At 67.1% G+C, this 21,990-nt stretch carries 18 protein-coding genes; 8 read left to right on the forward strand and 10 right to left on the reverse strand.

What is annotated here, in order from left to right; all coding sequences use genetic code 11:
• Nucleotides 1-2: 2 nt before the first annotated feature.
• On the reverse strand, nucleotides 3-545 hold the full coding sequence (gene orn / locus PHLH3_RS27280) for an oligoribonuclease (RefSeq protein ID WP_111259881.1): 543 nt from the start codon (nucleotides 543-545) through the stop codon (nucleotides 3-5).
• A 98-nt stretch (nucleotides 546-643) separates the two neighbouring features.
• Between orn and rsgA the strand changes: the two genes are divergently transcribed.
• The gene (rsgA, locus tag PHLH3_RS27285) at nucleotides 644-1,675 is read left to right on the forward strand and encodes a small ribosomal subunit biogenesis GTPase RsgA (protein ID WP_213626583.1); all 1,032 of its coding nucleotides are present in this window, start codon (nucleotides 644-646) and stop codon (nucleotides 1,673-1,675) included.
• A 70-nt stretch (nucleotides 1,676-1,745) separates the two neighbouring features.
• Here rsgA and motB read toward each other — a convergent pair whose 3' ends face one another.
• Nucleotides 1,746-2,807: a flagellar motor protein MotB gene (motB, locus tag PHLH3_RS27290; RefSeq protein ID WP_213626585.1), complete on the reverse strand. Its 1,062-nt coding sequence runs from the start codon at nucleotides 2,805-2,807 to the stop codon at nucleotides 1,746-1,748.
• 10 nt (nucleotides 2,808-2,817) lie between these two features.
• Nucleotides 2,818-3,669 carry a flagellar motor stator protein MotA gene (gene motA / locus PHLH3_RS27295; protein WP_111259878.1) on the reverse strand — a complete coding sequence of 284 codons (852 nt, stop codon included), beginning with the start codon at nucleotides 3,667-3,669 and terminating at the stop codon, nucleotides 2,818-2,820.
• Nucleotides 3,670-3,784: 115 nt separating this feature from the next.
• On the opposite strand from motA, the gene PHLH3_RS27300 reads away from it, so the two are divergent.
• The 5 genes from PHLH3_RS27300 to PHLH3_RS27320 all read left to right on the forward strand — a co-directional run bounded on the left by PHLH3_RS27300 (nucleotide 3,785) and on the right by PHLH3_RS27320 (nucleotide 11,217).
• Nucleotides 3,785-5,308 (forward strand): HDOD domain-containing protein, encoded by a 1,524-nt coding sequence (locus tag PHLH3_RS27300; protein ID WP_213626587.1) that lies wholly within the window; start codon nucleotides 3,785-3,787, stop codon nucleotides 5,306-5,308.
• A 46-nt stretch (nucleotides 5,309-5,354) separates the two neighbouring features.
• Nucleotides 5,355-6,170 carry a thiosulfate sulfurtransferase gene (gene rhdA, locus PHLH3_RS27305; RefSeq protein ID WP_213626589.1) on the forward strand — a complete coding sequence of 272 codons (816 nt, stop codon included), beginning with the start codon at nucleotides 5,355-5,357 and terminating at the stop codon, nucleotides 6,168-6,170.
• Nucleotides 6,171-6,194: 24 nt separating this feature from the next.
• Nucleotides 6,195-7,058 carry an archaetidylserine decarboxylase gene (gene asd / locus PHLH3_RS27310; RefSeq protein WP_213626591.1) on the forward strand — a complete coding sequence of 288 codons (864 nt, stop codon included), beginning with the start codon at nucleotides 6,195-6,197 and terminating at the stop codon, nucleotides 7,056-7,058.
• A gap of 202 nt (nucleotides 7,059-7,260) precedes the next feature.
• A complete protein-coding gene (locus PHLH3_RS27315) occupies nucleotides 7,261-9,084 on the forward strand; it encodes a molecular chaperone (protein WP_173171359.1) in 1,824 nt (607 codons plus the stop codon).
• Nucleotides 9,085-9,147: 63 nt separating this feature from the next.
• A complete protein-coding gene (locus tag PHLH3_RS27320; protein WP_213626592.1) occupies nucleotides 9,148-11,217 on the forward strand; it encodes an EAL domain-containing protein in 2,070 nt (689 codons plus the stop codon).
• Nucleotides 11,218-11,281: 64 nt separating this feature from the next.
• Here the strand turns inward: PHLH3_RS27320 and serB are convergent, their stop codons facing one another.
• Nucleotides 11,282-12,496 carry a phosphoserine phosphatase SerB gene (serB, locus tag PHLH3_RS27325; RefSeq protein WP_213626594.1) on the reverse strand — a complete coding sequence of 405 codons (1,215 nt, stop codon included), beginning with the start codon at nucleotides 12,494-12,496 and terminating at the stop codon, nucleotides 11,282-11,284.
• A gap of 133 nt (nucleotides 12,497-12,629) precedes the next feature.
• Between serB and PHLH3_RS27330 the strand changes: the two genes are divergently transcribed.
• Both PHLH3_RS27330 and PHLH3_RS27335 read left to right on the forward strand, forming a co-directional pair.
• The gene (locus PHLH3_RS27330) at nucleotides 12,630-14,165 is read left to right on the forward strand and encodes an AhpA/YtjB family protein (protein ID WP_213626595.1); all 1,536 of its coding nucleotides are present in this window, start codon (nucleotides 12,630-12,632) and stop codon (nucleotides 14,163-14,165) included.
• A gap of 24 nt (nucleotides 14,166-14,189) precedes the next feature.
• The gene (locus tag PHLH3_RS27335) at nucleotides 14,190-14,729 is read left to right on the forward strand and encodes a metal-dependent hydrolase (RefSeq protein ID WP_213626597.1); all 540 of its coding nucleotides are present in this window, start codon (nucleotides 14,190-14,192) and stop codon (nucleotides 14,727-14,729) included.
• Between the two features lie 87 nt (nucleotides 14,730-14,816).
• On the opposite strand, the gene PHLH3_RS27340 is transcribed toward PHLH3_RS27335, so the two are convergent.
• From PHLH3_RS27340 to PHLH3_RS27365, 6 genes are all read right to left on the reverse strand, one after another.
• Complete coding sequence (locus PHLH3_RS27340) at nucleotides 14,817-15,521, reverse strand: PqiC family protein (protein WP_173171349.1); 705 nt, start codon at nucleotides 15,519-15,521, stop codon at nucleotides 14,817-14,819.
• 165 nt (nucleotides 15,522-15,686) lie between these two features.
• Nucleotides 15,687-17,951 (reverse strand): DNA topoisomerase IV subunit A, encoded by a 2,265-nt coding sequence (parC, locus tag PHLH3_RS27345; RefSeq protein WP_213626599.1) that lies wholly within the window; start codon nucleotides 17,949-17,951, stop codon nucleotides 15,687-15,689.
• A 7-nt stretch (nucleotides 17,952-17,958) separates the two neighbouring features.
• Nucleotides 17,959-18,483 carry a TIGR02281 family clan AA aspartic protease gene (locus PHLH3_RS27350; RefSeq protein ID WP_213626601.1) on the reverse strand — a complete coding sequence of 175 codons (525 nt, stop codon included), beginning with the start codon at nucleotides 18,481-18,483 and terminating at the stop codon, nucleotides 17,959-17,961.
• Entirely contained in the window at nucleotides 18,480-19,463 is a 984-nt protein-coding gene (locus PHLH3_RS27355; protein ID WP_244862946.1) for an esterase-like activity of phytase family protein, read from the reverse strand. Before PHLH3_RS27355 ends, PHLH3_RS27350 begins: the two co-directional genes overlap by 4 nt.
• On the reverse strand, nucleotides 19,460-21,358 hold the full coding sequence (gene parE / locus PHLH3_RS27360; RefSeq protein WP_111259866.1) for a DNA topoisomerase IV subunit B: 1,899 nt from the start codon (nucleotides 21,356-21,358) through the stop codon (nucleotides 19,460-19,462). The genes PHLH3_RS27355 and parE overlap by 4 nt, the downstream gene beginning before the upstream one ends.
• 12 nt (nucleotides 21,359-21,370) lie before the next feature.
• Nucleotides 21,371-21,988 (reverse strand): YqiA/YcfP family alpha/beta fold hydrolase, encoded by a 618-nt coding sequence (locus PHLH3_RS27365; protein WP_213626603.1) that lies wholly within the window; start codon nucleotides 21,986-21,988, stop codon nucleotides 21,371-21,373.
• Nucleotides 21,989-21,990: the final 2 nt, after the last annotated feature.

Consider the following 21,990-nt stretch of genomic DNA (forward strand, 5'->3'; position numbering starts at 1 on the left):
GCTCAGGCCTTGATGAAGTGCTCGCGGTAGTGGCGCAGCTCGGCGATGGAGTCGCGGATATCGTCCAGGGCCAGGTGGGTGCTGCTCTTCTTCACACCGTCACGCACATGGGGTGCCCAGCGCGCGGCCAGCTCCTTGAGGGTGGAGACATCAAGGTTGCGGTAGTGGAAGTAGCCTTCCAGCTTCGGCATATGGCGGTAGAGGAAGCGCCGGTCCTGGCAGATGCTGTTACCGCAGATCGGCGACTTGCCCTTCGGCACCCACTGCTCCAGGAAAGCCAGGGTCTGCGCCTCGGCCTCGGCCGCGCTGATGCGGCTTTCCCGCACGCGCTGGGTCAGGCCGCTCTGCCCGTGCTGGCGGGTATTCCACTCGTCCATGCCGGCGAGAATCTCGTCGCTCTGGTGCACGGCGATGGTCGGGCCCTCGGCGAGCACGTTGAGGTCGCTGTCGGTGACGATGGTGGCCATCTCGATGATGACGTCGTTATCAGGGTCAAGCCCGGTCATTTCCAGGTCGATCCAGATCAGGTTCTGTGCGTTCTGCATGTTCGCTCTCCAAGGCAAGGCGCGCATTCTAGCTTAGAGCCCGGCGCGCCGGGCCGCCCGTGCTAAACTCGCCGCCGTTTTCAACCAGTGGAAGTTCCATGGCCAAACGCCACCTCAGTCGCCGGCAAAGCTGGCGCATCGAGAAGATCCAGGAAGAGCGCGCCGCACGTGCGGCAAAGCGTGAATCGCGTGCGCTCGACGAGCTGGAAGGCGGCGACCTCGGCCCCGAACAGACAGGCCTGGTGATCGCCCACTTCGGTGTACAGGTCGAGGTCGAAGCGCTGGAGGGCGAGATCGCCGGCCAGGTATTCCGCTGCCACCTGCGCGCCAACCTGCCGGCGCTGGTCACCGGCGACCGCGTGGTCTGGCGCTCGGGCAACCAGGGCAGCGGGGTGATCGTCGCCCAGCTGCCACGTACCAGCGAGCTGTGCCGCCCGGACATGCGCGGCGTGCTCAAGCCGGTGGCGGCCAACGTCGACCTGATCGTCATCGTCTTCGCCCCCCTGCCCCATCCGCACGCCAATCTCATCGACCGCTACCTGGTGGCCGCCGAGCACGCCGGCATCCAACCGCTGCTGCTGCTCAACAAGGCCGACCTGGTGGACGAGGACAACAGCGCGATGCTCGACGCCCTGCTGGGCGTCTACCGCCAGCTCGGCTACCCGCTGCTGGAGGTCTCGGCCCACGGTGGCGGCGGCATGGAGGATCTGCAGATGCGCCTCGACGGCCACGTCAGCGTCTTCGTCGGCCAGTCGGGCGTCGGCAAGTCGTCGCTGGTCAACAGCCTGCTGCCTGGCGTCGACACCCGCGTCGGCCCGCTGTCGGAGCTGACCGGCAAGGGCACCCACACCACCACCACCGCGCGTCTGTTCCACTTCCCTGGCGGCGGCGAGCTGATCGACTCCCCCGGCATCCGCGAATTCGGCCTCGGCCATGTCAGCCGTGACGACGTGGAGGCGGGCTTCATCGAGTTCCGCGACCTGCTCGGCACCTGCCGCTTCCGCGATTGCAAGCATGACCGCGAACCCGGCTGTGCCCTGCTCAAGGCGCTTGAGGACGGACGCGTCCAGCCACAGCGCATGTCGAGCTACCGACACATCCTCGAAAGCCTGCCCGAACCCGACTACTGACAGGCAGGGCACCAACGAAAAGGCCACGCGATTGCGTGGCCTTTCTCATTACGGGCGGTTCTGCCGTCGATCAGGGCTGCTTGTTCTCTTCCATCTTCAGCACGCCGTCTTCGAAGATATTCAACTTCTGCTGCAACTCCTGGGGCTGCAGCGGTGCGGCGCCAGCGGGCGGCGTAGCCTGGGTGCCCGACACTGCACCGGGAAGGGCCGGCTGGGTGCCACTGGCGGGCAGGGCATCGCCTTCGGCAGGCGCATTCTGGTCGCCATGGGAGCCTTCGATGTCCCGCTGCGCCTTCTTGGTCAGCACGATGATGTCGATGCGGCGGTTCACCGGATTGAAGGGGTCCTCGCGATCGAACAGCGCCGAAGAGGCGTAGCCGACCACCCGCGCCACCTGATCGTCCGGGTAGCCACCGGCCACCAGTGTGCGACGCGCGGCGTTGGCGCGACTGGCGGAAAGCTCCCAGTTGCCGAAGTCCCCGGTGCCGGCGAACGGCTTGGCATCGGTGTGGCCGCTGATGCTGATCTTGTTCGGCACGGCCTTGATGGTCTCGGCCATGATCAGCAGGATGTCTTCGAAATAGGGCTGCAGGCGGGCGCTGCCGAGGTCGAACATGGGGCGGTTGGCAGCGTCCATGATCTGGATGCGCAGGCCGTCCTGGGTGATCTCGAAGAGGATCTGGTCCTTGAACTTGCGCAGCTCGGGGTTCTCGTCGACCTTGTTCTGCAGTTCCTGCAGCAGCATCTCGAGACGTTCCTTCTCGATCTGGTCGGCCAGGGTCTCGACCTGCTTGGCGTCGACCTGCTGGTTGGTCGAATCGATGGCCGCTTCCTGCGCGTCGGGTGCGTCCTTGAGTTCCGGATTGAGCGTACGGTCCGGTGCCGGCGTCGGCGTGCCGCCGAGGTCGATCACGTAGGGGCTTGCGCTTTCGGTGAAGCCGATGGGGTCCTGGAAGTAGCCGGAAATGGCCTTCTTCTGCTCGGGCGTCGCCGAGGACATCAGCCAGAGCACCAGGAAGAACGCCATCATCGCCGTGGCGAAGTCGGCGAACGCGATCTTCCACGCACCGCCATGGTGCCCCGCAGCGTACTTCTTGACGCGTTTGACGATGATCGGCTGGTTGTTGTCCATGACTCAGTCTTCAGCTACCGCGCACGGCCTGCTCGAGCTCGCTGAAGCTCGGCCGGTGCGCAGGAAACAGGACCTTGCGCCCGAACTCCACCGCCAGCGAGGGCGGCATGCCGGAAGCCGACGCCACCAGGCAGGCCTTGATGGCTTCATAGACGTTGAGTTCTTCCTTGGCGTCGTGCTCCAGGGACACGGCAAGGGGGCCGAAGAAACCATAGGCCGCGAGAATACCGAGGAAGGTACCCACCAGGGCCGCACCCACGTGCTGCCCCAGTGCAGACTGCTCGACCTGGCCGAGCAGCGCCATGGTCACCACGATGCCCAGCACCGCCGCCACGATGCCGAAGCCCGGCAGGCCGTCGGCGATGCGGTTGACCGCATGGGCCGGGTGCTCGAACTCCTCCTTCAGGCTGCCCAGCTCCATGTCGAACAGGCCTTCCAGTTCGTGCGGCGCCATGTTGCCGGAGGACATGATGCGCAGGTAATCACTGATGTAGGCGACCATGCCCGCGTCCTTGAGGATCGCCGGGTACTTGCTGAAGATCGGGCTGGCCGCCGGGTCCTCGATGTCGGCCTCGATGGCCATCATCCCTTCACGGCGGCTCTTGTTGAGGATTTCGTAAAGCAGGCGCAACACTTCCAGGTAGAACGCGTGGGTGAAACGCGAGCCGAACATCTTCAGCGACTTTTTCAGTACATGCATGAAGGTGCTGCCCGGGTTGGCCTGGAGGAAGGCCCCGAGCGCCGCGCCACCGATGATCAACACCTCGAAAGGCTGTATCAGGGCACCAATCTTGCCGTGGGAAAGGACATATCCGCCGAGAACGGTGGCGAATACGACGATGATGCCGATTATTTTTGCCATAAAGTGAGACTTGAAGGGTCAGTAATAGGGTTATGAAAACAACCCTTCTAATTATCGGAACTTATGCGCCAGACTATAGCCAGTTAAGGCGAAAAGCCAGTTTGGCTCAACCCGCATGAAGACGCAGATGGCCCTACCACGCACCCTCGACGCCTGGATCAAGCAACTGGATGGCGTCCGTCTACCGATCCCGGCCGAGAGCCACGAACGGGTGCGCAGGGCGCTGGGCGACAGCCGCCGTTCCATGCGCGAGATCGCCGACCTGATTCAGGATAGTCCCGCCCTGGCCCTGAGCATCATGCGCGAGGCGAACCGCTCCGGTTCTTCCCTCGACAGCCCGGCGGAAAGCCTCGAAGTGGCCCTCACCCGCCTTGGCCTGAAACGCTCGGAAGAGCTGCTTGCACGCCTGCCCGCCGTCGACGAAGCCAACATTCCCCTGGCACTGCGCCAGTTGCAGCTCATCAGCCAGCACGCCTCGCAGCAGGCCAGCGGCCTGTTCGCCGCCCGCCTCGCACGCCTCTGGCAGGAAATCCACTGGAACAGCCTGCTCTTCCTCTCACCGCTGTGGCCGCTGCTGGCGATGCACCCGCAGTTGTTCGCCGCCTGGGAAACCCGCGTCATCGTCCGTGGCGAGCCGGCGCTCAAGGTCGAGGTCGAACTCCTCGGCGTGCCGCTGCTCAAGCTGTGCCAGGCCCTGGCCGAGCACTGGAAGCTGCCGGACTGGATCACCTACGGCTACCGCCTGCTCAATGCCGACCGGCGCATGCTGGTCAAGGCCCTGCACATCGCCCGCGACAACGAACACCCGTTGCACCAGCAGCAACTGCTCGACGCCGATCCAGCCCTGCGCCGCTGGCTCACCCAACCCGGCAACACGGTCCTGCTGGCCAACGGCCTGGCCGTCTCCGCCCACGACTCCTGGGCCTGCGACCACAGCCTGCGCTGGCAGCGACTGACCGGCCTCTATATGCAGCTGCCGCTGACCGAGCTGCAGCAGCTCATCCACCAGCACGCCGTGGACAGCGCCCGCAAGCACGCCCGCAGCGACCTCTGGCACCCCGCACAAGCGCTGATCTGGCCCTGGGACTGCAGCCGCTGGCCAACCGAGGAAGTGAAACCGACGCCGCCTCCTGCCGCCGCGCTCACCGAGTGGCGCCAGCATTGCGGCCTGTTGCTCAAGGAGCCCAGCGCCTTCGCCAACATCGTCCAGCTCACCGCCTGCGCCCGCGATGCGCTCGCTGCCTGCGGCATGCGCCGCAGCCTGATCCTCCTCGCCGACCGCACCCAGAGCAGGCTGATGGTGCAACAGAGCGCCGGCCTGCCCAAGGAGGCCGCCAGCCTGGCCCTGGACCCCGCGCAGAGCCAGGTGCTGCGCCGCCTGCTCGCGCAGCCCGGACAACTGCGTCTCACGCCGGAGAACGCCGCGCAGTACTCGGCGCTGTTTCCCGGCAACCTCAAGGCCTTGTTCCCCGCCGACCACCTGCTGCTGCGCTCCATCCCCGCCAATGGCCGGGTCGCGCTGCTGGTGATCGCCGACCAGGGCGGCCAGCCCTTCGCCGACGTGAGCCTCCAGGCATTCGGAAAGACGGTGCAATGCATCGAGCGCGCCCTGGCCAGCTTTGCCACGCGCGGCCGCTGACCTTTCCGCTACAATCCGCCTTTTTCACCCATCCCCGGAGTCTTCAATGTCCGCCTTTTCCGGCTTGCCGCTGGTCATCGAACCGGCCGACCTGGCAGCGCGACTCGATGCGCCCGACCTGATACTGGTGGACCTGACCAGCGCCGCGCGCTATGCCGAAGGCCACATCCCCGGAGCCCGCTTCGTCGACCCCAAGCGCACCCAGCTCGGCCAGCCCCCAGCGCCTGGCCTGCTGCCTGCCAAGGCCGACCTCGAGACCCTGTTCGGTGAACTGGGCCAGCGCACCGATGCCACCTACGTCGTCTATGACGACGAGGGCGGCGGCTGGGCCGGCCGCTTCATCTGGCTGCTGGATGTGATCGGCCACCGCCGCTACCACTACCTGAACGGTGGCTTGCACGCCTGGTTGGCCGATGGCCGCGAGACCTCCACCCAGGTCCCGGATGCGGCCGGTGGCCCGCTGCCGCTGGTGATCCACGACGAACCCACCGCCACCCGCGATTACCTGCAAGGCCGTCTCGGCGCCGCTGACCTCGCCATCTGGGACGCCCGCGGCCCCGGCGAATACGCCGGCACCAAGGTCCTGGCGGCCAAGGGTGGCCACATCCCGGGGGCGGTGAACTTCGAATGGACCGCCGGCATGGACCCGCAGCGCGCCCTGCGCATCCGCGAGGACATCGCCGAGATCCTGCAGTCGCTCGGCATCACCCCGGACAAGGAAATCGTCACCCACTGCCAGACCCATCATCGCTCCGGCTTCACCTACCTGGTGGCCAAGGCGCTGGGCTACCCCCGCGTGAAGGGCTACGCCGGCTCCTGGTCGGAGTGGGGCAACCACCCGGATACCCCTGTCGAGGCCTGAGCCTCCGGTAAACAAGGAACACCCATGAAAGAACGCCTGTTCATCATCAGCCAGTACCTGCTGCCCCATCACCTGCTCTCGCGCCTGGCCGGTTGCGTGGCGGAATGCCGCGTGCGCTGGTTCAAGAACGCCTTCACAGCCTGGTTCGCCCGCCGCTACCAGGTGAACATGAGCGAGGCCCTGGTCGAGGACCTCACCGCCTACGAGCACTTCAACGCCTTCTTCACCCGCGCCCTGAAAGACGGCGCCCGCCCGCTCGACCCGACCCCCGGCGCCATCCTCTGCCCCGCCGACGGTGCGGTCAGCCAGCTCGGCCCCATCGAGCACGGCCGCATCTTCCAGGCCAAGGGCCACAGCTTCAGCGTCCTCGAACTGCTGGGCGGCGACGCCGAGCGAGCGGCGCCCTTCATGGGCGGTGACTTCGCCACCATCTACCTGTCGCCGCGCGACTACCACCGTGTGCACGCCCCGCTCGGCGGCACCCTGCGCGAGATGGTCTACGTACCGGGCCGCCTGTTCTCGGTGAACCAGAGCACTGCCGAGAACGTGCCCGAGCTGTTCGCCCGCAACGAGCGCGTGGTCTGCCTGTTCGACACCGAGCGCGGCCCGATGGCCGTGGTGCTGGTGGGCGCGATGATCGTCGCCTCCATCGAGACCGTCTGGGCCGGCCTGGTGACACCACCCAAGCGCGAGCTGAAGACCTTCCGCTACGACGAGGCCGCACGGGCACCGATCAGCCTGGAAAAAGGCGCAGAACTGGGTCGATTCAAGCTGGGCTCCACCGCCATCGTGCTCTTCGGACCGCAGCAGATCCGCTGGGCCGAAGGCCTCGCAGCCGGCAGCGCGGTCAGCATGGGCGAGCTTCTCGCCCTGCCTGCAGAGGCCTGATGAACCGGGCGGGCCGGGTGGAACGCAAGTCTGCGACCGAATGTCCAACCGTGCAGGGCAGCCATCCCGGCCCGTCGCCCATCCACTGGCAGCACTTCGCCACACCAGCCCCGCGATGGGCTGCGATGGGCGAGGGATGCTGCTAGAGTGCGAGTGAATTTACCGTACGTCTCGCCCGGCGCAGTTGGAGCATTCGAGCTACATGGACAAACAGAGTCCCCACCTGTTATTGCGTGTTCCTACTCCGAACAAGCAGAACCTGTCCTTCTGCGACGCCACCCCGCGTGACCTAAAGCGTTGGATATCCGGCCTGCCCAAGGCCAACCTCGGCGAGACCGCACGCCAGCTCTACCAGGCCCTGGTGGAACTCAACCAGCTCGTCACCGCCAGCGACAACCGCCTGCAACTGCTCGAGTTGCTGCGCCCCGAGGTGTACTACGTCTGCCAGCACCTGGAGCGCCACTTCCTCAACCAGGCCATCGTCCTCGACGAACGCCCGCGCAAGGTCGCCAACCTCTGCCAGGCCCTGCAGAACCACCTCGCCATCGGCTACAAGCAGATCGTCGCCCATGAGTCGGCGCGCCAGTCGAAGGAAGGCGCGCAACTGCTGACCATCGCCCTGCAACGGGCCATGCACAGCCTCAATGGCGCACTGATCCGCGCCAGCCAGCTCTACTGCCCGGTGCCCGAGGGGCTATGGCTGGAGCTGCACCAGCTCTATCAGATCGCTGCATCCCGCCAGGCCCAGCGCGCCATCATCCGCGACAACCTCGCCCGCCACACCGACGGCCTCAGCGTCGAGCAGACCTACCTGGTCGCGCTGCTGCTGGGCTGTGCGCGCTGCAACCAGATGCGCCAGAACAACATCGCCCGCCTCGCCGAAGTGCTAGAGCCCTGGAGCAGCCTGGTGCGCCTGCAGCCCGGCGACGCCCCCTCGACGCTGTTCGCCGTCGCCACCCAGGTGGATGGTCCGCCGCGCTACAAGTCGCTGTTCCAGGACAACGAGCTGCACAACCTGCTGGGCATCGACCCGCTGCCGCTGGTGGATGCGATCAAGGAATACCTGCTGCTGCCCAGCGAGAACCGTGAAAAAGCCCGCCTGCTGCTGCCGGAAGGCATCAGCCTCGACCTGCTTCAGCACCTGAGTTCGGCCTGGGGCGATATCTCCGAGCGCACCTTCCAGCGCAACCCGGGCCGCGGCAACCTCACGCTGTGCATCGGCATGAGCGCCCTGCACTTCTTCATTTCCGGCAGCAAGCCGTTCAGCGAGATCCTCAAGCTGCCGGTCGAGATCGGCCAGGCCGTGTTCAAGCCGATCAACAAGGACGAGGGCGATGTCTGGGGCAATGCCTTCGACGCGCAGCCCAACCAGAACTGGGAAGCCGGCCTGCCCTACGAGGAAATCCAGTACAGCAAGCCCGTGGTCAGCGGCGACACGTCGCCGCAGCACGCGCCCGCCGCCCCCAGCGCGGAAAGCTACCCGACCTTCGCCCTGTCGATCGTCAACCACAGCCCCGGCGGCTACTGCCTGAGCTGGCCCAAGGAAGTCCCGAGCCAACTGCAGGCTGGTGAACTGCTGGGCATCCAGGACGGCCCCGGCCAGGGCTGGAGCGTCGCCGTGGTGCGCTGGATCCGCCAGGTACGTGGTGGCGGCACGCAGATGGGCATCGAGCTGATCGCCCCCCACGCCCAGGCCTGCGGCCTGCAGCTGCTGCGCAAGGCCGACCAGCACAGCCACTACCTGCGTGCCTTGCTGCTGCCTGAAATCAGCGCTATCTCGCGCCCCGCCACCCTGATCACGCCGCGCCTGCCTTTCCAGGAGGGCAACAAGGTGCAGATCAATATCCACGGCAAGGAGCGTCGCGCCGTGCTCACCAGCCGCCAGACCACCACCGGCAGTTTCAGCCAGTTCGAATACCGCGCGTTCGAGCAGGAAAACGAGAATCCCGGGAAGCCCGTCACAGCTTCCAGCGAGCAGAGCCCGGCTGGGGAGGAAGATTTTGACTCCCTCTGGAAGTCGCTGTAGATTCCCGTGCCATCACCATTTGTCGCCTATTAGCGCCCGTTCGGCGCGGTCTAAGCACACGCCATGGCAATCGAAAAGAAAACCATCCGTCTGCTGATCCTGGAAGACTCGCAGAACGAAGCCGAGCGCCTGGTCAGCCTGTTTCGCAACTCCGGTCGCGCGACCCGCGTTCACCGCCTCGTCTCCAGTGACGACCTCGCCGAGGTCCTCCAGCAGAGCTGGGATCTGCTCATCGCCGCCCCCGAGAGTGACAACCTCTCCCCTGGCGAAGCCCTCAACGCCATCCGCCGCCAAGCCAAGGACATTCCGTTCATCCAGCTGGTAGCGGAGAACGATTCCGACCTGATCACCGAAGCCCTCGCCCTCGGCGCCCAGGATGCATTGCCCCAGGGCGAGGACGAGCGCCTGGTGCTTGTGGCCAACCGCGAGCTGGCCAACCTCGAGGAACGCCGCTCCCGCCGCGCCGCCGAAGTCAGCCTGCGCGAGGCCGAGAAGCGTTGCCAGTTGCTGCTGGACAGCTCGGTGGACGCCATCACCTACGTCCACGACGGCATGCACATCTATGCCAACCGCGCCTATGTCGAGATGTTCGGCTACGAGGATGCGGAAGAACTGGAAGGCATGCCGATGATCGACCTGATCGCCGGCAGCGACCAGAGCGCGTTCAAGGACTTCCTGAAGAACTACCGCAGTGGCGACGGCAGCGCCGAACTGACCTGCTCCGGCGCCAAGGTCGACGGCCAGAGCTTCCAGGCGCGCATGAGCTTCTCGCCCGCCACCTATGACGGCGAGCCCTGCATCCAGGTGGTGATCCGTGCGGAAACCGCCAGCGCCGAGCTGGAAGAAAAGCTGCGCGAGATCAGCAGCCAGGACCTGGTCACAGGCCTCTACAACCGCAACCACTTCAGCGAGCTGATGGACGCCGCTGCCGACCGCGCGGTGAACGCCGGCCAGCCCGCCTCCCTCGCCTACATCCGCGTCGACCGCTATTCCGGCCTGCAGGCGGACGTCGGCATCGCCGGCAGCGACCTGCTGCTCACCGACCTGGCCAACCTGCTGCGCGCCCACTTCCCGGCCGATGCCCAGCTGGCTCGTTTCGGCGACGACGTGTTCAGCGTGCTGCAACCCGGCCAGACGCCGGAGCAGGCCCGCGAAGGCCTGAACACCCTGCTGAAGAAAGTCGAAGGCCACCTGTTCGACGTCAGTGGCCGCACCGTACAGATGAGCCTGTCCATCGGCGTCGCCGGCCTCAACGAGACCACACCCAAGGCACAGGAAGTGATCGATCGCGCCCACCGCTGCGCGGACGAAATCACCGACGGTAACGAAGTACGCCTGTACAACCCGGCCAGCGAACTAGCCGCCGCAGCCAATCGCGGCAGCCTGGTAGCCATGGTCCAGCAGGCCCTGGAGAACAACAGCTTCCGCCTGCTGTTCCAGCCGATCATCAGCCTGCGCGGCGACAACTTCGAACATTACGAAGTCCTCCTGCGCCTGCTCAGCCCCCAGGGCGAGGAAGTGCCGCCGGCCGATTTCCTCGGTGCCGCCAAGGACGCCGGGCTGGCCGAGAAGATCGACCGCTGGGTGATCCTCAACTCCATCAAGCTGCTCTCCGAACACCGCGCGAAGGGCCACAGCACGCGGCTGTTCGTGCACCTGTCCGGCGCCAGCCTGCAGGACCAGACCCTGCTGCCGTGGCTCAGCGTCGCCCTCAAGGCCGCCCGTCTGCCGTCCGACGCGCTGGTCTTCCAGTTCAGCGAACCGGACGCCATCGCCTACCTGAAGCAGGCCAAGGCATTGACCCAGGGCCTCGCCGAGCTGCACTGCCAGGTCGCCCTGTGCCAGTTCGGCTGCGCGCTCAACCCGTTCAACACACTCAAGCACCTGACCATCGACTTCGTGAAGGTCGACGGTTCCTTCACCCAGGACCTGAGCAAGGCCGAAAGCCAGGAAGCCCTGAAGACCCTGCTTGCCAGCCTGCACTCCCAGGCCAAGCTGACCATCGTGCCCTACGTCGAGAGCGCCAGCGTGCTGGCCACCCTCTGGCAGGCCGGGGTCAACTACATCCAGGGCTACTACCTGCAGGGCCCGAGCCAGTCGATGGACTACGACTTCTCGTCAGGCGACGAGTAAGCCGCTCACGGCGCTCCAAAGAAAAAGCCGCCCTCGGGCGGCTTTCTCGTTTCCGACGTGCCGATCAGTCCTGGCCGTCGCGGTCGCGGAAGCCCAGCAGGTAGAGGATGCCGTCCAGGCCGAGCGTGGAAATGGCCTGCTTGGCCGATTGCTTGACCAGCGGCTTGGCGCGGAAGGCCACGCCCAGCCCGGCCAGGGCCAGCATCGGCAGGTCGTTGGCACCATCCCCCACGGCGATGGTCTGCTCCAGGCGAAGCCCTTCCTTCTCCGCCAGCTCGCGCAGCAGGTCGGCCTTGCGCTGGGCGTCGACGATCGGCTCGACGGCGACGCCGGTCAGCTTGCCGTCCTCGATCTGCAGCTCGTTGGCGAACACGTAGTCGATGCCGAGCCTGGCTTGCAACTGCTTGGCGAAGTAGCTGAAGCCACCGGAGAGGATGGCGGTCTTGTAACCCAGGCGCTTGAGCTCGGCGAACAGGGCCTCGGCACCCTCGGTCAGGCGCAGGGAGGCACCGATCTCTTCCAGCACGTCTTCGGAGAGGCCCCGAAGCAGCGCCAGGCGCTCCTTGAAGCTGGCACGGAAATCCAGCTCGCCGCGCATCGCCCGCTCGGTGATCTCCGAGACCTGCTCGCCGACGCCGGCAGCCTTGGCCAGCTCGTCGATCACCTCGGCCTCGATCAGCGTGGAGTCCATGTCGAACACCGCCAGGCGGCGGTTGCGGCGGAACACCGAGTCGCGCTGGAAGGCGATGTCGACGTTCAGCTCCTGGGCCACGCTGAGGAACTCGGCCCGCAACGCCGCCGGGTCGGCCGGCTCGCCGCGCACGGAGAACTCGATGCAGCCCTTGCCCTGGCTGGCCGGCATATCGAGCGGCATGCGCCCGGAGAGACGATCGATGTGATCGATGTTCAGACCGTACTTGGCGGTGATGGCGCTGACGCGCTGCAACTGCTCGGCGGTGACCTTGCGGGTCAGCAGGGTCACCATGTGGCGGGGCTTGCCCTGGCCACCGACCCACACCTGGTAATCGCTCTCGGAAACCGGGGTGAAACGCACCTGCTGGTCCAGCTTGTAGGCGGTGAAGAGCACGTCCTTGAGCACGGACGATGCCTGCTCGTTGTCCGGTATCTCCACCAGGATGCCGAAGGACAGCGTGTCGTGGATGACCGCCTGGCCGATGTCGAGGATGTTCACCCCGCCCTGTGCGAGAACACCGGTGATCGCGGCGGTGAGGCCGGGACGGTCTTCCCCGGTGATGTTGATCAGGACTATTTCGCGCAAGGCGCACCTCCCGCAGTGGAAAAGGCGCACATTCTACCCACTTTCACGGTCTGACGAGCATGCCGGGCGCTTTGCCCTGCTAGGGGGCGCCGTTATACTGCGCCACAATTCCGTCCGAGAAGAGCCGAGCTCTGTGAACCGGCCTACGCCCGTCAAACCCGACAACTTCTTCCTGCTGATCTACCACGCCCTGCGCCAGCGCCGTGTGCCGATCGCCTTGCGCATCGCCAGCCACAGCCTCCTGCTGGTCGCCCTGGCCCTGGTGATCTACGCCTGGGTGATGGGCATGCAGTTCAAGCAGGCGATGCAACAGCAGGCCGACGCCCTGGGCCAGAGCCTGACCGCGCAGACCGCCGCGTCCGCCACCGAGCTGCTGGTGTCCAACGACATCCTCAGCCTCAACGTGCTGCTCAACAACCTCGTGAAGAACCCCCTGGTGGCCCATGCCGCCATCTACAGCGTGGACAACCGCATCCTCGCCGAAGCCGGGTCGCGCCCCAAGCAGGGCCTCCTGGGCGAAGTCGAAGGCCTGTACTCCACGCCGATCACCTTCCAGGAGGTGATCGCCGGGCACCTGCGCCTGAGCCTGGACATGCAGCAGTTCCAGCAGCCCATGACCATCAGCCTGCAGAGCATGGGCCTGCTCAGCCTGATCCTCCTCGCCCTGGCGCTGTCCCTCAGCCTGCGCCTCGGCCGCCACATCTCCACCCCGCTGCTGCAATTGCGGGTCTGGCTGCGCGATCCGGACGACCCCGCCCCCGGCGCCGGCCGCCAGGACGAGATCGGCGACCTCGCCCGCCAGTTACAGTCACGCCTGGTGCCGGAGAAACCCGAACCTGAGCCCGAACCCGAGATCGAGGAGGCTTACCTGGACGAGGAAGAGGATTTCCTCGAGGACGACCAGGACCACGGGGAAGAGGGTTTCGAGATCCGCAACCTGCGCGATGGCAGCTTCGACGGCGACAGCGCCGAGGAAACCCCGAGCCGCCTGTTCACCCCGGACGAGGACGACCCCTTCGCCGACCTGCGCCCGCGCGAGGAAGAACCGCCCGCCGCAGCCCCGGCCCTCGTGCCCGAGGAGAACGAGGACGACCTGCACCGCAGCGCCGTGCTCGCCGTGCAGCTCGGCGCCCAGGACCAGCTGCGCCGCCTGCCCCGCAGCCGACTGCTGGACCTGCTGCAACGCTATCGCGACTGCCTCGACCAGGCCGCCGAGCTCTACCAGGGCGAGCTGCACACGCTCAACGACGGCAGCAGCCTCATGCTGTTCCACAGCGCCGACAGCGGCGAGGACCACCTGACCCATGCGCTCTGCTGCGGCGAGCTGCTGCGCGCACTCGGCCATGCCCTGCAGATCGAAGTGGCCGACAGCGGCATCACCCTGCAGCTGCAACTGGGCCTGACCCTCGGCGACAGCCTCGCCGGCCTGGGCCAGGGCGACCTGCTGCTGGACGACACCACCCAGAGCGCCCTGGCGCTGAGCCAGCACAGCCGGAACCTGTTGCTGGTGGAGCGCGCCATCGCCGACGACGCGCTGGTGCGTCAGCGCGCCCGCGTACGCCCCATCGCCAGCCCGGAAGGCGCCTGCTGCGTCGAGCGCCTGCTGGAGCCCTACCCCTCGCTGCTGGAACGCCAGCTGGCCCACATGCACGACGCCGGGCGCCACTGAGCCCGTCAGCCAAGGACAGGCGCCATGACCACCCTCATCACCCATCCCCTGCCCGTCCTCGCGGTGGGCATCGCCCTGGGCAGCCGCGTCATCCCACCATGGCTGCTGCTGGCGGGGCTGTTCTTCGCCTGCCTGCCCGACGCCGATGTCGCCGCCTTCAAGCTCGGCATCGCCTACGCCGACGCCTTCGGCCACCGGGGCTTCAGCCATTCACTGCTGTTCGCCGCCTGCTGCGGCCTGTTCGGCGCCCTGGTCCATCCGCTGCTGCGCTGCGGCCCCCTGAAGGCGGGCCTGTTCATCGGCCTCGCGACCCTCAGCCACAGCCTGCTCGACGCCATGACCGATGGCGGCCTGGGCGTGGCCTGGTTCTGGCCCTGGGACATGCAGCGTCATTTCCTGCCCTGGCGCCCCATCGAGGTGTCACCCTTCATTGGCGGCTTCTTCACCCAGCGCGGCATCGACGTGCTGCTCTCCGAAGCCCGTTGGGTCGGCCTGCCCTGCCTGCTGCTGGCACTAGGCGGCCTCAGCGTACGTCGCCTGCTCGCCAGGCGCGCGGCCACCTGAAGCGTCGCCACCCGCGCATCCGAAGGCGAATCGCGATACCAATGAAAAAGCCCGCATCAAGCGGGCTTTTTCGTCGATCGGCAGCGATCAGAAGCGGAACACTTCCACATCGGTACGCACCGGGGCGGCCAACGGGATCTTCGGAGGCGTCGGTCCGCGCGAGCGCGCCGGGGCGGCATTGGCCTTGCGCGGTTCCTCGGCGGCTGCCGTGGGCTGGCCGGCGAGCGGCTTGACCGCACCCGCCAGTTGCTCGGCCAGTTGCTGGAGCAGCTGGCTCTGGGCGCGGACCTGGTCGGCCGCAGTGCCGCTGTGGGGTTGTTCCAGGCGTACCAGGCGGCTGTCACGCAGCTGACCGGCCTTGTCCAGCAGGCGCCACTGGGCCTCCAGCACGGCAGGCCGCTGGGGGCCGGAGTCGAGGCGGCTGATGGTCAGCAGGACCTGGATCTCGGGGGTGAAGCCGGGGGTGGACGGCGCCAGCACCAGGCGCTGGCTGTCCAGGCGCCAGGACAATTGGCGCAGCAGCAGTTGATCGATATCGCCCGCCAGGCTGCCGGCCCAGCGGCCATCGGTGGAAGCCGTCAGGCTGCCGTCGGGCTGGCGCTGCAGCAGGGTTTCGCGCTGCAGGTAGTCGGCAACCGAAACCGGCCCCAGCAGGACGGCCATGCCGGCGGACTGGTCCGGCAGTTCGGCGGTGCCGCTATCGAGCTGGTACATGGGTACCGGTGCATTGTGAACGCAGCCACCCAGGCCCAGAAGGCTGGTGAACAGCGCCAACAAAGGAAGACGTTTCATCTCTCTCACCCAGGGCCGCCACACGGCAACCCGCAGTCGGATTCATTGATGTTCGGAGCGTTCGCCACAACCGCGCGCGGCCCGAGGGGACATATCATCCGCCAATGTGATGGATGACTCCAGCCTCGGGCGTCGAATGGCAACCGACGGGCGGCGAACGCCGATTCAGCCCTGGACTTCGACCAGCAGCGCGTCGACGCGCTGGAAACCGCGCGGCAGCTTGTTGCCACGTCGGCCCCGTTCGCCCTTGTAGTGCTCCAGGTCGTCGGCCTTGAGCGACAGGGTGCGCTTGCCGGCCTGGAGCACCAGGGTGGCACCGGCCGGCAACACGGCCAGGTCCGCCAGGTACTCCTCGCGGCTGGCGACGCGGTCGCCGGGGATGCCGATGATCTTGTTGCCCTTGCCCTTGGCCAGTTGCGGCAGGTCGGCCACCTTGAACAGCAGCAGTCGCCCTTCGGTGGTAACCGCCGCCAGCCAGTCCTCCTCCAGGCTCGACAGCGGCCTTGGCGGCACGACACGGGCGCCATTGGGCAGGCTGACCAGGGCCTTGCCGGCCTTGTTCTTGGCCTGCAGGTCCTCGCCCTTGACCACGAAACCGTAGCCGGCGTCCGAGGCGATCACATAGAGCGCATCGTCCTCGGGCAGCAGCACGCATTCGAAGGTCGCTCCCGGCGGCGGGGCCAGGCGGCCGGTCAGCGGCTCGCCCTGGCCACGGGCCGATGGCAGCGTGTGCGTCGCCAGCGAATAGCTGCGACCGGTGGAGTCGATGAACACGGCGTACTGGTTGGAACGGCCGGGCGCGGCGGCCTTGAACTCGTCGCCGGCCTTGTAGGAAAGGCTGGTGGCATCGATATCGTGGCCCTTGGCGGAACGCACCCAGCCCTTCTCCGACAGCACCACCGTGACCTTCTCGTTCGGCAGCAGGTCGTGTTCGGTCAGCGCCTTGGCCTCGGCACGCTCGACGATCGGCGAGCGGCGGTCGTCGCCGTATTTCTCGGCGTCCTCGAGGATTTCCTTGCGCACCAGCTTCTTCAGCTTGGCTTCGCTGCCCAGCAGCGCCAGCAGCTTCTCGCGCTCCTTGGCCAGCTCTTCCTGCTCGCCACGGATCTGCATCTCTTCCAGGCGGGCCAACTGGCGCAGGCGGGTCTCGAGGATGTACTCGGCCTGGACCTCGGTGAGGCCGAAGCGCTCCATCAGCACCGGTTTGGGCTGGTCCTCGGTGCGGATGATGCGGATCACCTCGTCGAGGTTGAGGAAGGCGATCAGCCGGCCTTCCAGCAGGTGCAGGCGGTGCTCGACCTTGTCCAGGCGGAACTGCAGGCGGCGGCGCACGGTGCCGACGCGGAAGGTCAGCCACTCGGTGAGCAGGGTGCGCAGGTCCTTGACCTGGGGCTTGCCGTCCAGGCCGATGATGTTGATGTTCACCCGGTAGGTGGACTCGAGGTCGGTGCTGGCGAACAGGTGCTGCATCAGCGCCGCGTGGTCGACGCGGCTGCTGGTCGGGATGATCACGATGCGGCAGGGGTTCTCGTGGTCCGACTCGTCGCGCAGGTCGGCGATCTGCGGCGCCTTGGAAGGCTTGGCCTGCATCATCGCGGCGATCTGCTCCAGCACCTTGGCGCCGGAGACCTGGTGCGGCAGCGCGGTGACGACGATGTCGCCATCCTCGACGTGGTACACGGCGCGCATGCGCACCGAGCCACGGCCGGTCTCGTAGATCTTCAGCAGGTCGGCGCGCGGCGTGATGATCTCCGCCTCGGTCGGATAGTCCGGCCCCGGGATGTGCTCGCAGAGCTGCTCGACGGTCGCCTTGGGCTCGTCGAGCAGGCGCACGCAGGCGTTGGCGACCTCACGCAGGTTGTGCGGCGGCACGTCGGTGGCCATGCCCACGGCGATGCCGGTGGTGCCGTTGAGCAGGATGTTCGGCAGGCGCGCCGGCAGCACCAGCGGCTCTTCCAGGGTGCCGTCGAAGTTCGGGCCCCAGTCTGCGGTGCCCTGGCCCAGCTCGCTGAGCAGCACCTCGGAGTAGCGCGACAGGCGCGCCTCGGTGTAGCGCATGGCGGCGAAGGACTTGGGATCGTCCGGCGCGCCCCAGTTGCCCTGGCCGTCCACCAGCGTATAGCGGTAGCTGAAGGGCTGGGCCATCAGCACCATGGCTTCGTAGCACGCCGAGTCGCCATGGGGGTGGAACTTGCCGAGCACGTCGCCCACGGTGCGCGCGGACTTCTTGTGCTTGGAGTCGGCGTCCAGGCCGAGCTCGCTCATGGCGTAGACGATGCGCCGCTGCACGGGCTTGAGGCCGTCGCCGATATGCGGCAGGGCGCGGTCCATGATCACGTACATGGAATAGTTGAGATAGGCCTGTTCGGTGAACTCGGCGAGGGAGCGGCGCTCCACGCCTTCCAGGCTGAGATCGAGGGATTCGCTCATGCGTGCCTCACGGTGACATGTGTTGGCGCAGCACCAGGGTGCCGTCGCGCTGGGTGAATTCGAGTTGTTTGAGGGCGCTCATGCCGAGCAGCACCTCGTCGCCATCCATGCCGGGCGCGATGATCGCGGGCACGTCGGCGAGGACGATCTCCCCCAGCTGCAGCTCGCGCAGCCGGGTGCGATGGCCATTGCTGCGGCCATTGGCGGTACTCAAGGTAATGGGCTCGCCCGGGGCCAGGCCCAGCTCGTCGGCCAGGGTCTCGGGAACGGCCACGGCGGTGGCGCCGGTATCCAGCAGGAAGGTGACCTGGCGGCCATCGATGCGCCCGTTCATCAGGTAGTGCCCCTGCCGGCTGCTGGCCAGGCGCACCTCCACGTAGCCGTCGCCGCGCCGGGATTCCGGCACCTGGTTGGGGTTGCGCTGGCCGTCCTCCCAGCGACCGAAGAAGTGCGTGGCCAGGAGCATGGCGATGCCCCAGGCGAGGATCAGCATGACCCTGCCCGCGCGCTTGCCCGGCGCCTGCTCGCTCATGGCTGCTCCCAGCCGCCGCTCGGTTTGGCGAAGCGCCAGACGATCGGTCGCAGCTCGCCATCGGCCCGGGCCTTGTTGCCGTTGTCGAGCACGATCCAGGCACCCTCGGCATCGACCCAGAGGCCTTCGGCCATGCCCCAGTCGACGTCGTAGCGACGCGGCTCGGCCAGTGCCTCGGCGGCGAAGGACCAGCAACGCTCGACGCTGCCCTTGCTCGGGTCGCGACGGCAGATGCGGTGGGCATGACGCTCCAGGGTGTACAGCTTGCCGTTGTGGAAGGCCAGGTCGGAGAAATCCCTGGGCATCGGCACGCCACGACCCAGGCCGGGCGGCGGGGCATCCTCGCCGGCTTCGCTGAAGAGCACGCAGCCGCCGGAGCAGCCCCAGGTGGACTGCTTGCGGTGCAGCACCATCAGGCCGCGCCGTTCGCGCTCGGCGCCGAGCCACAGGCGTTCGCCGGAGGGCTCGACGGCGATGCCTTCCAGCAGGGCGTTGAAGTGCAGCAGCATGCCGCTGGCGCGGGCCTGGCGGACCAGGCTCTCCGGCAGGCGCAACCAGTCGGCGCTGCCGGCGTGCGGTACCTGCAGCACCGCCGCATGGGTTTCGCTCACCAGGTAGCGGTTGCCGGCGGCGTCGCAGGTGATGCCTTCGAAGTCCAGTTCGTTGCCGCGCACCATGCTCATCGCCCAGTTGCGCACACGAACGCCCCACGGCAGGCCGCTGGGTGGCGGTGGCGGGGCGACGAAGCGCTCGGCCTCGGCCTTGAGCACGCCTTCCGACGGCACCAGGCGGAACAGGCGGTCATCGACCCGGTCGGAGACCACCAGCAGCTCCTTGCCACAGAGGGCGATGCCGGAGAGGTTGCCCTCGGCGACGCCGTCCACCGGGTACTCGGCGCTGAGCTTGAGTTCCTGGACCGGCGGGGCGGCCCACAGAGGCGAGGCGGTCAGCAGCAGGGCGAGAAGGACGCTCGCCCTCACACCAGGACCTCGGCCAGGTTGCCCTTGGACTCCAGCCAGGACTTGCGGTCGCCGGCGCGTTTCTTCGCCAGCAGCATGTCCATCATCTCGTGGGTGCCTTCGCCATCTTCCAGGGTCAGCTGCACCAGGCGCCGGGTGTTCGGGTCCATGGTGGTTTCGCGCAGTTGCAGCGGGTTCATCTCGCCCAGGCCCTTGAAGCGGGTGACCTGCGGCTTGCCGCGCTTCTTCTCGGCCGCCAGGCGATCGAGGATGCCATCGCGCTCGGCGTCGTCGAGGGCGTAGTAGATCTCCTTGCCCAGGTCGATGCGGTACAGCGGCGGCATCGCAACGTAGACATGCCCGGCTTCCACCAGCGGGCGGAAGTGACGGACGAACAACGCGCACAGCAGGGTGGCGATGTGCAGGCCGTCGGAGTCGGCGTCGGCGAGGATGCAGATCTTGCCATAGCGCAGTTGCGCCACGTCGGGGGTGCCCGGGTCGACGCCGATGGCGACGGCGATGTCGTGCACTTCCTGGCTGGCGAGCACTTCGCCGCCATCCACTTCCCAGGTGTTCAGGATCTTCCCGCGCAGCGGCATGATCGCCTGGAACTCCTTGTCACGCGCCTGCTTGGCCGAACCGCCGGCGGAGTCACCCTCCACCAGGAACAGCTCGGAACGCATCGGGTCCTGACCCGCGCAGTCGGCCAGCTTGCCGGGCAGCGCCGGGCCCTGGGTGATCTTCTTGCGCTCGACCTTCTTGCCCGCCTTGAGGCGGCGGCCGGCGTTGCTGATGGCCAGCTCGGCCAGTTGCAGGCCCATGTCGGGGTGCGCGTTGAGCCAGAGGCTGAAGGCGTCCTTGGCGACGCCGGCGACGAAGGCGGCCGCCTCGCGGGAGGACAGGCGCTCCTTGGTCTGCCCGGAGAACTGCGGGTCCTGCATCTTCATCGAGAGGACGAAGGCGATGCGTTCCCAGACGTCTTCCGGAGCCAGCTTGACGCCACGGGGCAGCAGGTTGCGGAACTCGCAGAACTCGCGCATCGCATCCAGCAGGCCCTGGCGCAGGCCGTTGACGTGGGTGCCGCCCTGGGCGGTGGGGATCAGGTTGACATAGCTTTCCTGCAGGGACTCGCCGCCCTCGGGCAGCCACAGCAGGGCCCAGTCGACGGCCTCCTTGTTGCCGGCCAGGCTGCCGACGAAGGGCTCGTCCGGCAGGCGCTGGAACTCGCTGACCGCGTCCACCAGGTAGGAACGCAGGCCATCCTCGTAGTGCCACTCGATGCGCTCGCCGCTGGCCTTGTCCTCGAAGCTGACCAGCAGCCCCGGGCAGAGCACGGCCTTGGCCTTGAGCACATGCTTGAGCCGACTGACGGAGAACTTGTGCGAGTCGAAGTACTTGGCGTCGGGCCAGAAATGCACGCTGGTGCCGGTGTTGCGCTTGCCGACGGTGCCGATCACTTCCAGGTCGCTGGACTTGAAGCCATCGGCGAAGGTCATGCGGTATTCGTTGCCATCGCGCTTGACGCGCACCTCGACCAGAGTCGAGAGGGCGTTCACCACCGAGATGCCCACGCCGTGCAGGCCGCCGGAGAACTGGTAGTTCTTGTTGGAGAACTTGCCGCCCGCGTGCAGCTTGGTGAGGATCAGCTCGACGCCGGGCACCCCCTCTTCGGGGTGGATGTCCACCGGCATGCCGCGGCCGTCGTCGATCACCTCCAGCGAATTGTCCTCGTGGAGGATCACCTGCACGCTCTTGGCATGGCCGGCCAGGGCTTCGTCAACGCTGTTGTCGATGACTTCCTGGGCCAGGTGGTTGGGCCGGCTGGTGTCGGTGTACATGCCCGGGCGCTTGCGCACCGGGTCGAGGCCGGAAAGGACTTCGATGGCGTCTGCGTTGTAAGCGTTCTGCTGGGCCATGGGGTCTCTTCGTCAAAGGGTGGAAAAGTCGATATCCCGCCACAGGCTGGCGGGAAAACCGGCGTACGCCAGCAGGGCCGGCAGGTGGGCAGGGAAATGCTGGAAACCATGGTCGCCACCGGCCTCGATGCGCAGGGCGCAGGCACGGTAGTAGCGCTCCGCGTGGCGGTAATCCAGGGTTTCATCGGCCGTCTGCAGCCAGACCTGGTAGCGGGCCGGGTCCTGCGGGGGCGGAACCTCCAGCTCGGCCAGGGCATCCACGTGCGCCTGCGTCAGCTCCCAGGTCTCGCCGCTGTAGTAGTTCTTCTGCGGTCCCAGTTGGCCGTCGAACAACCGGTGCGGGGCCACCGCAGGGTTGATCAGTACGGCCCTGAGCCCGTGCCGCTCGGCCAGGAGGGTCGCATAGTAGCCGCCCAGTGAGCTGCCGACCAGCACCGGCCGCCCCAGCTCGGCGAGGGCCGCTTCGAGCTGGGCGATAGCCTCACGCGGGTGGTGGTGCAGCGCCGGGACGAGCAGTCGCCCGGCCAGGCCCAGGCGCTGCATGAGCGCGGCGAGCTGGCGCGCCTTCTGCGATTCGGGCGAGCTGTTGAAGCCGTGGATATAGAGAAGGGAGGGCTGTTCGGTCGACACGC

Origin of the sequence: Pseudomonas sp. Pc102, from assembly GCF_018408275.1 — a bacterium.
GTDB classification, from domain to species: domain Bacteria; phylum Pseudomonadota; class Gammaproteobacteria; order Pseudomonadales; family Pseudomonadaceae; genus Metapseudomonas; species Metapseudomonas tohonis.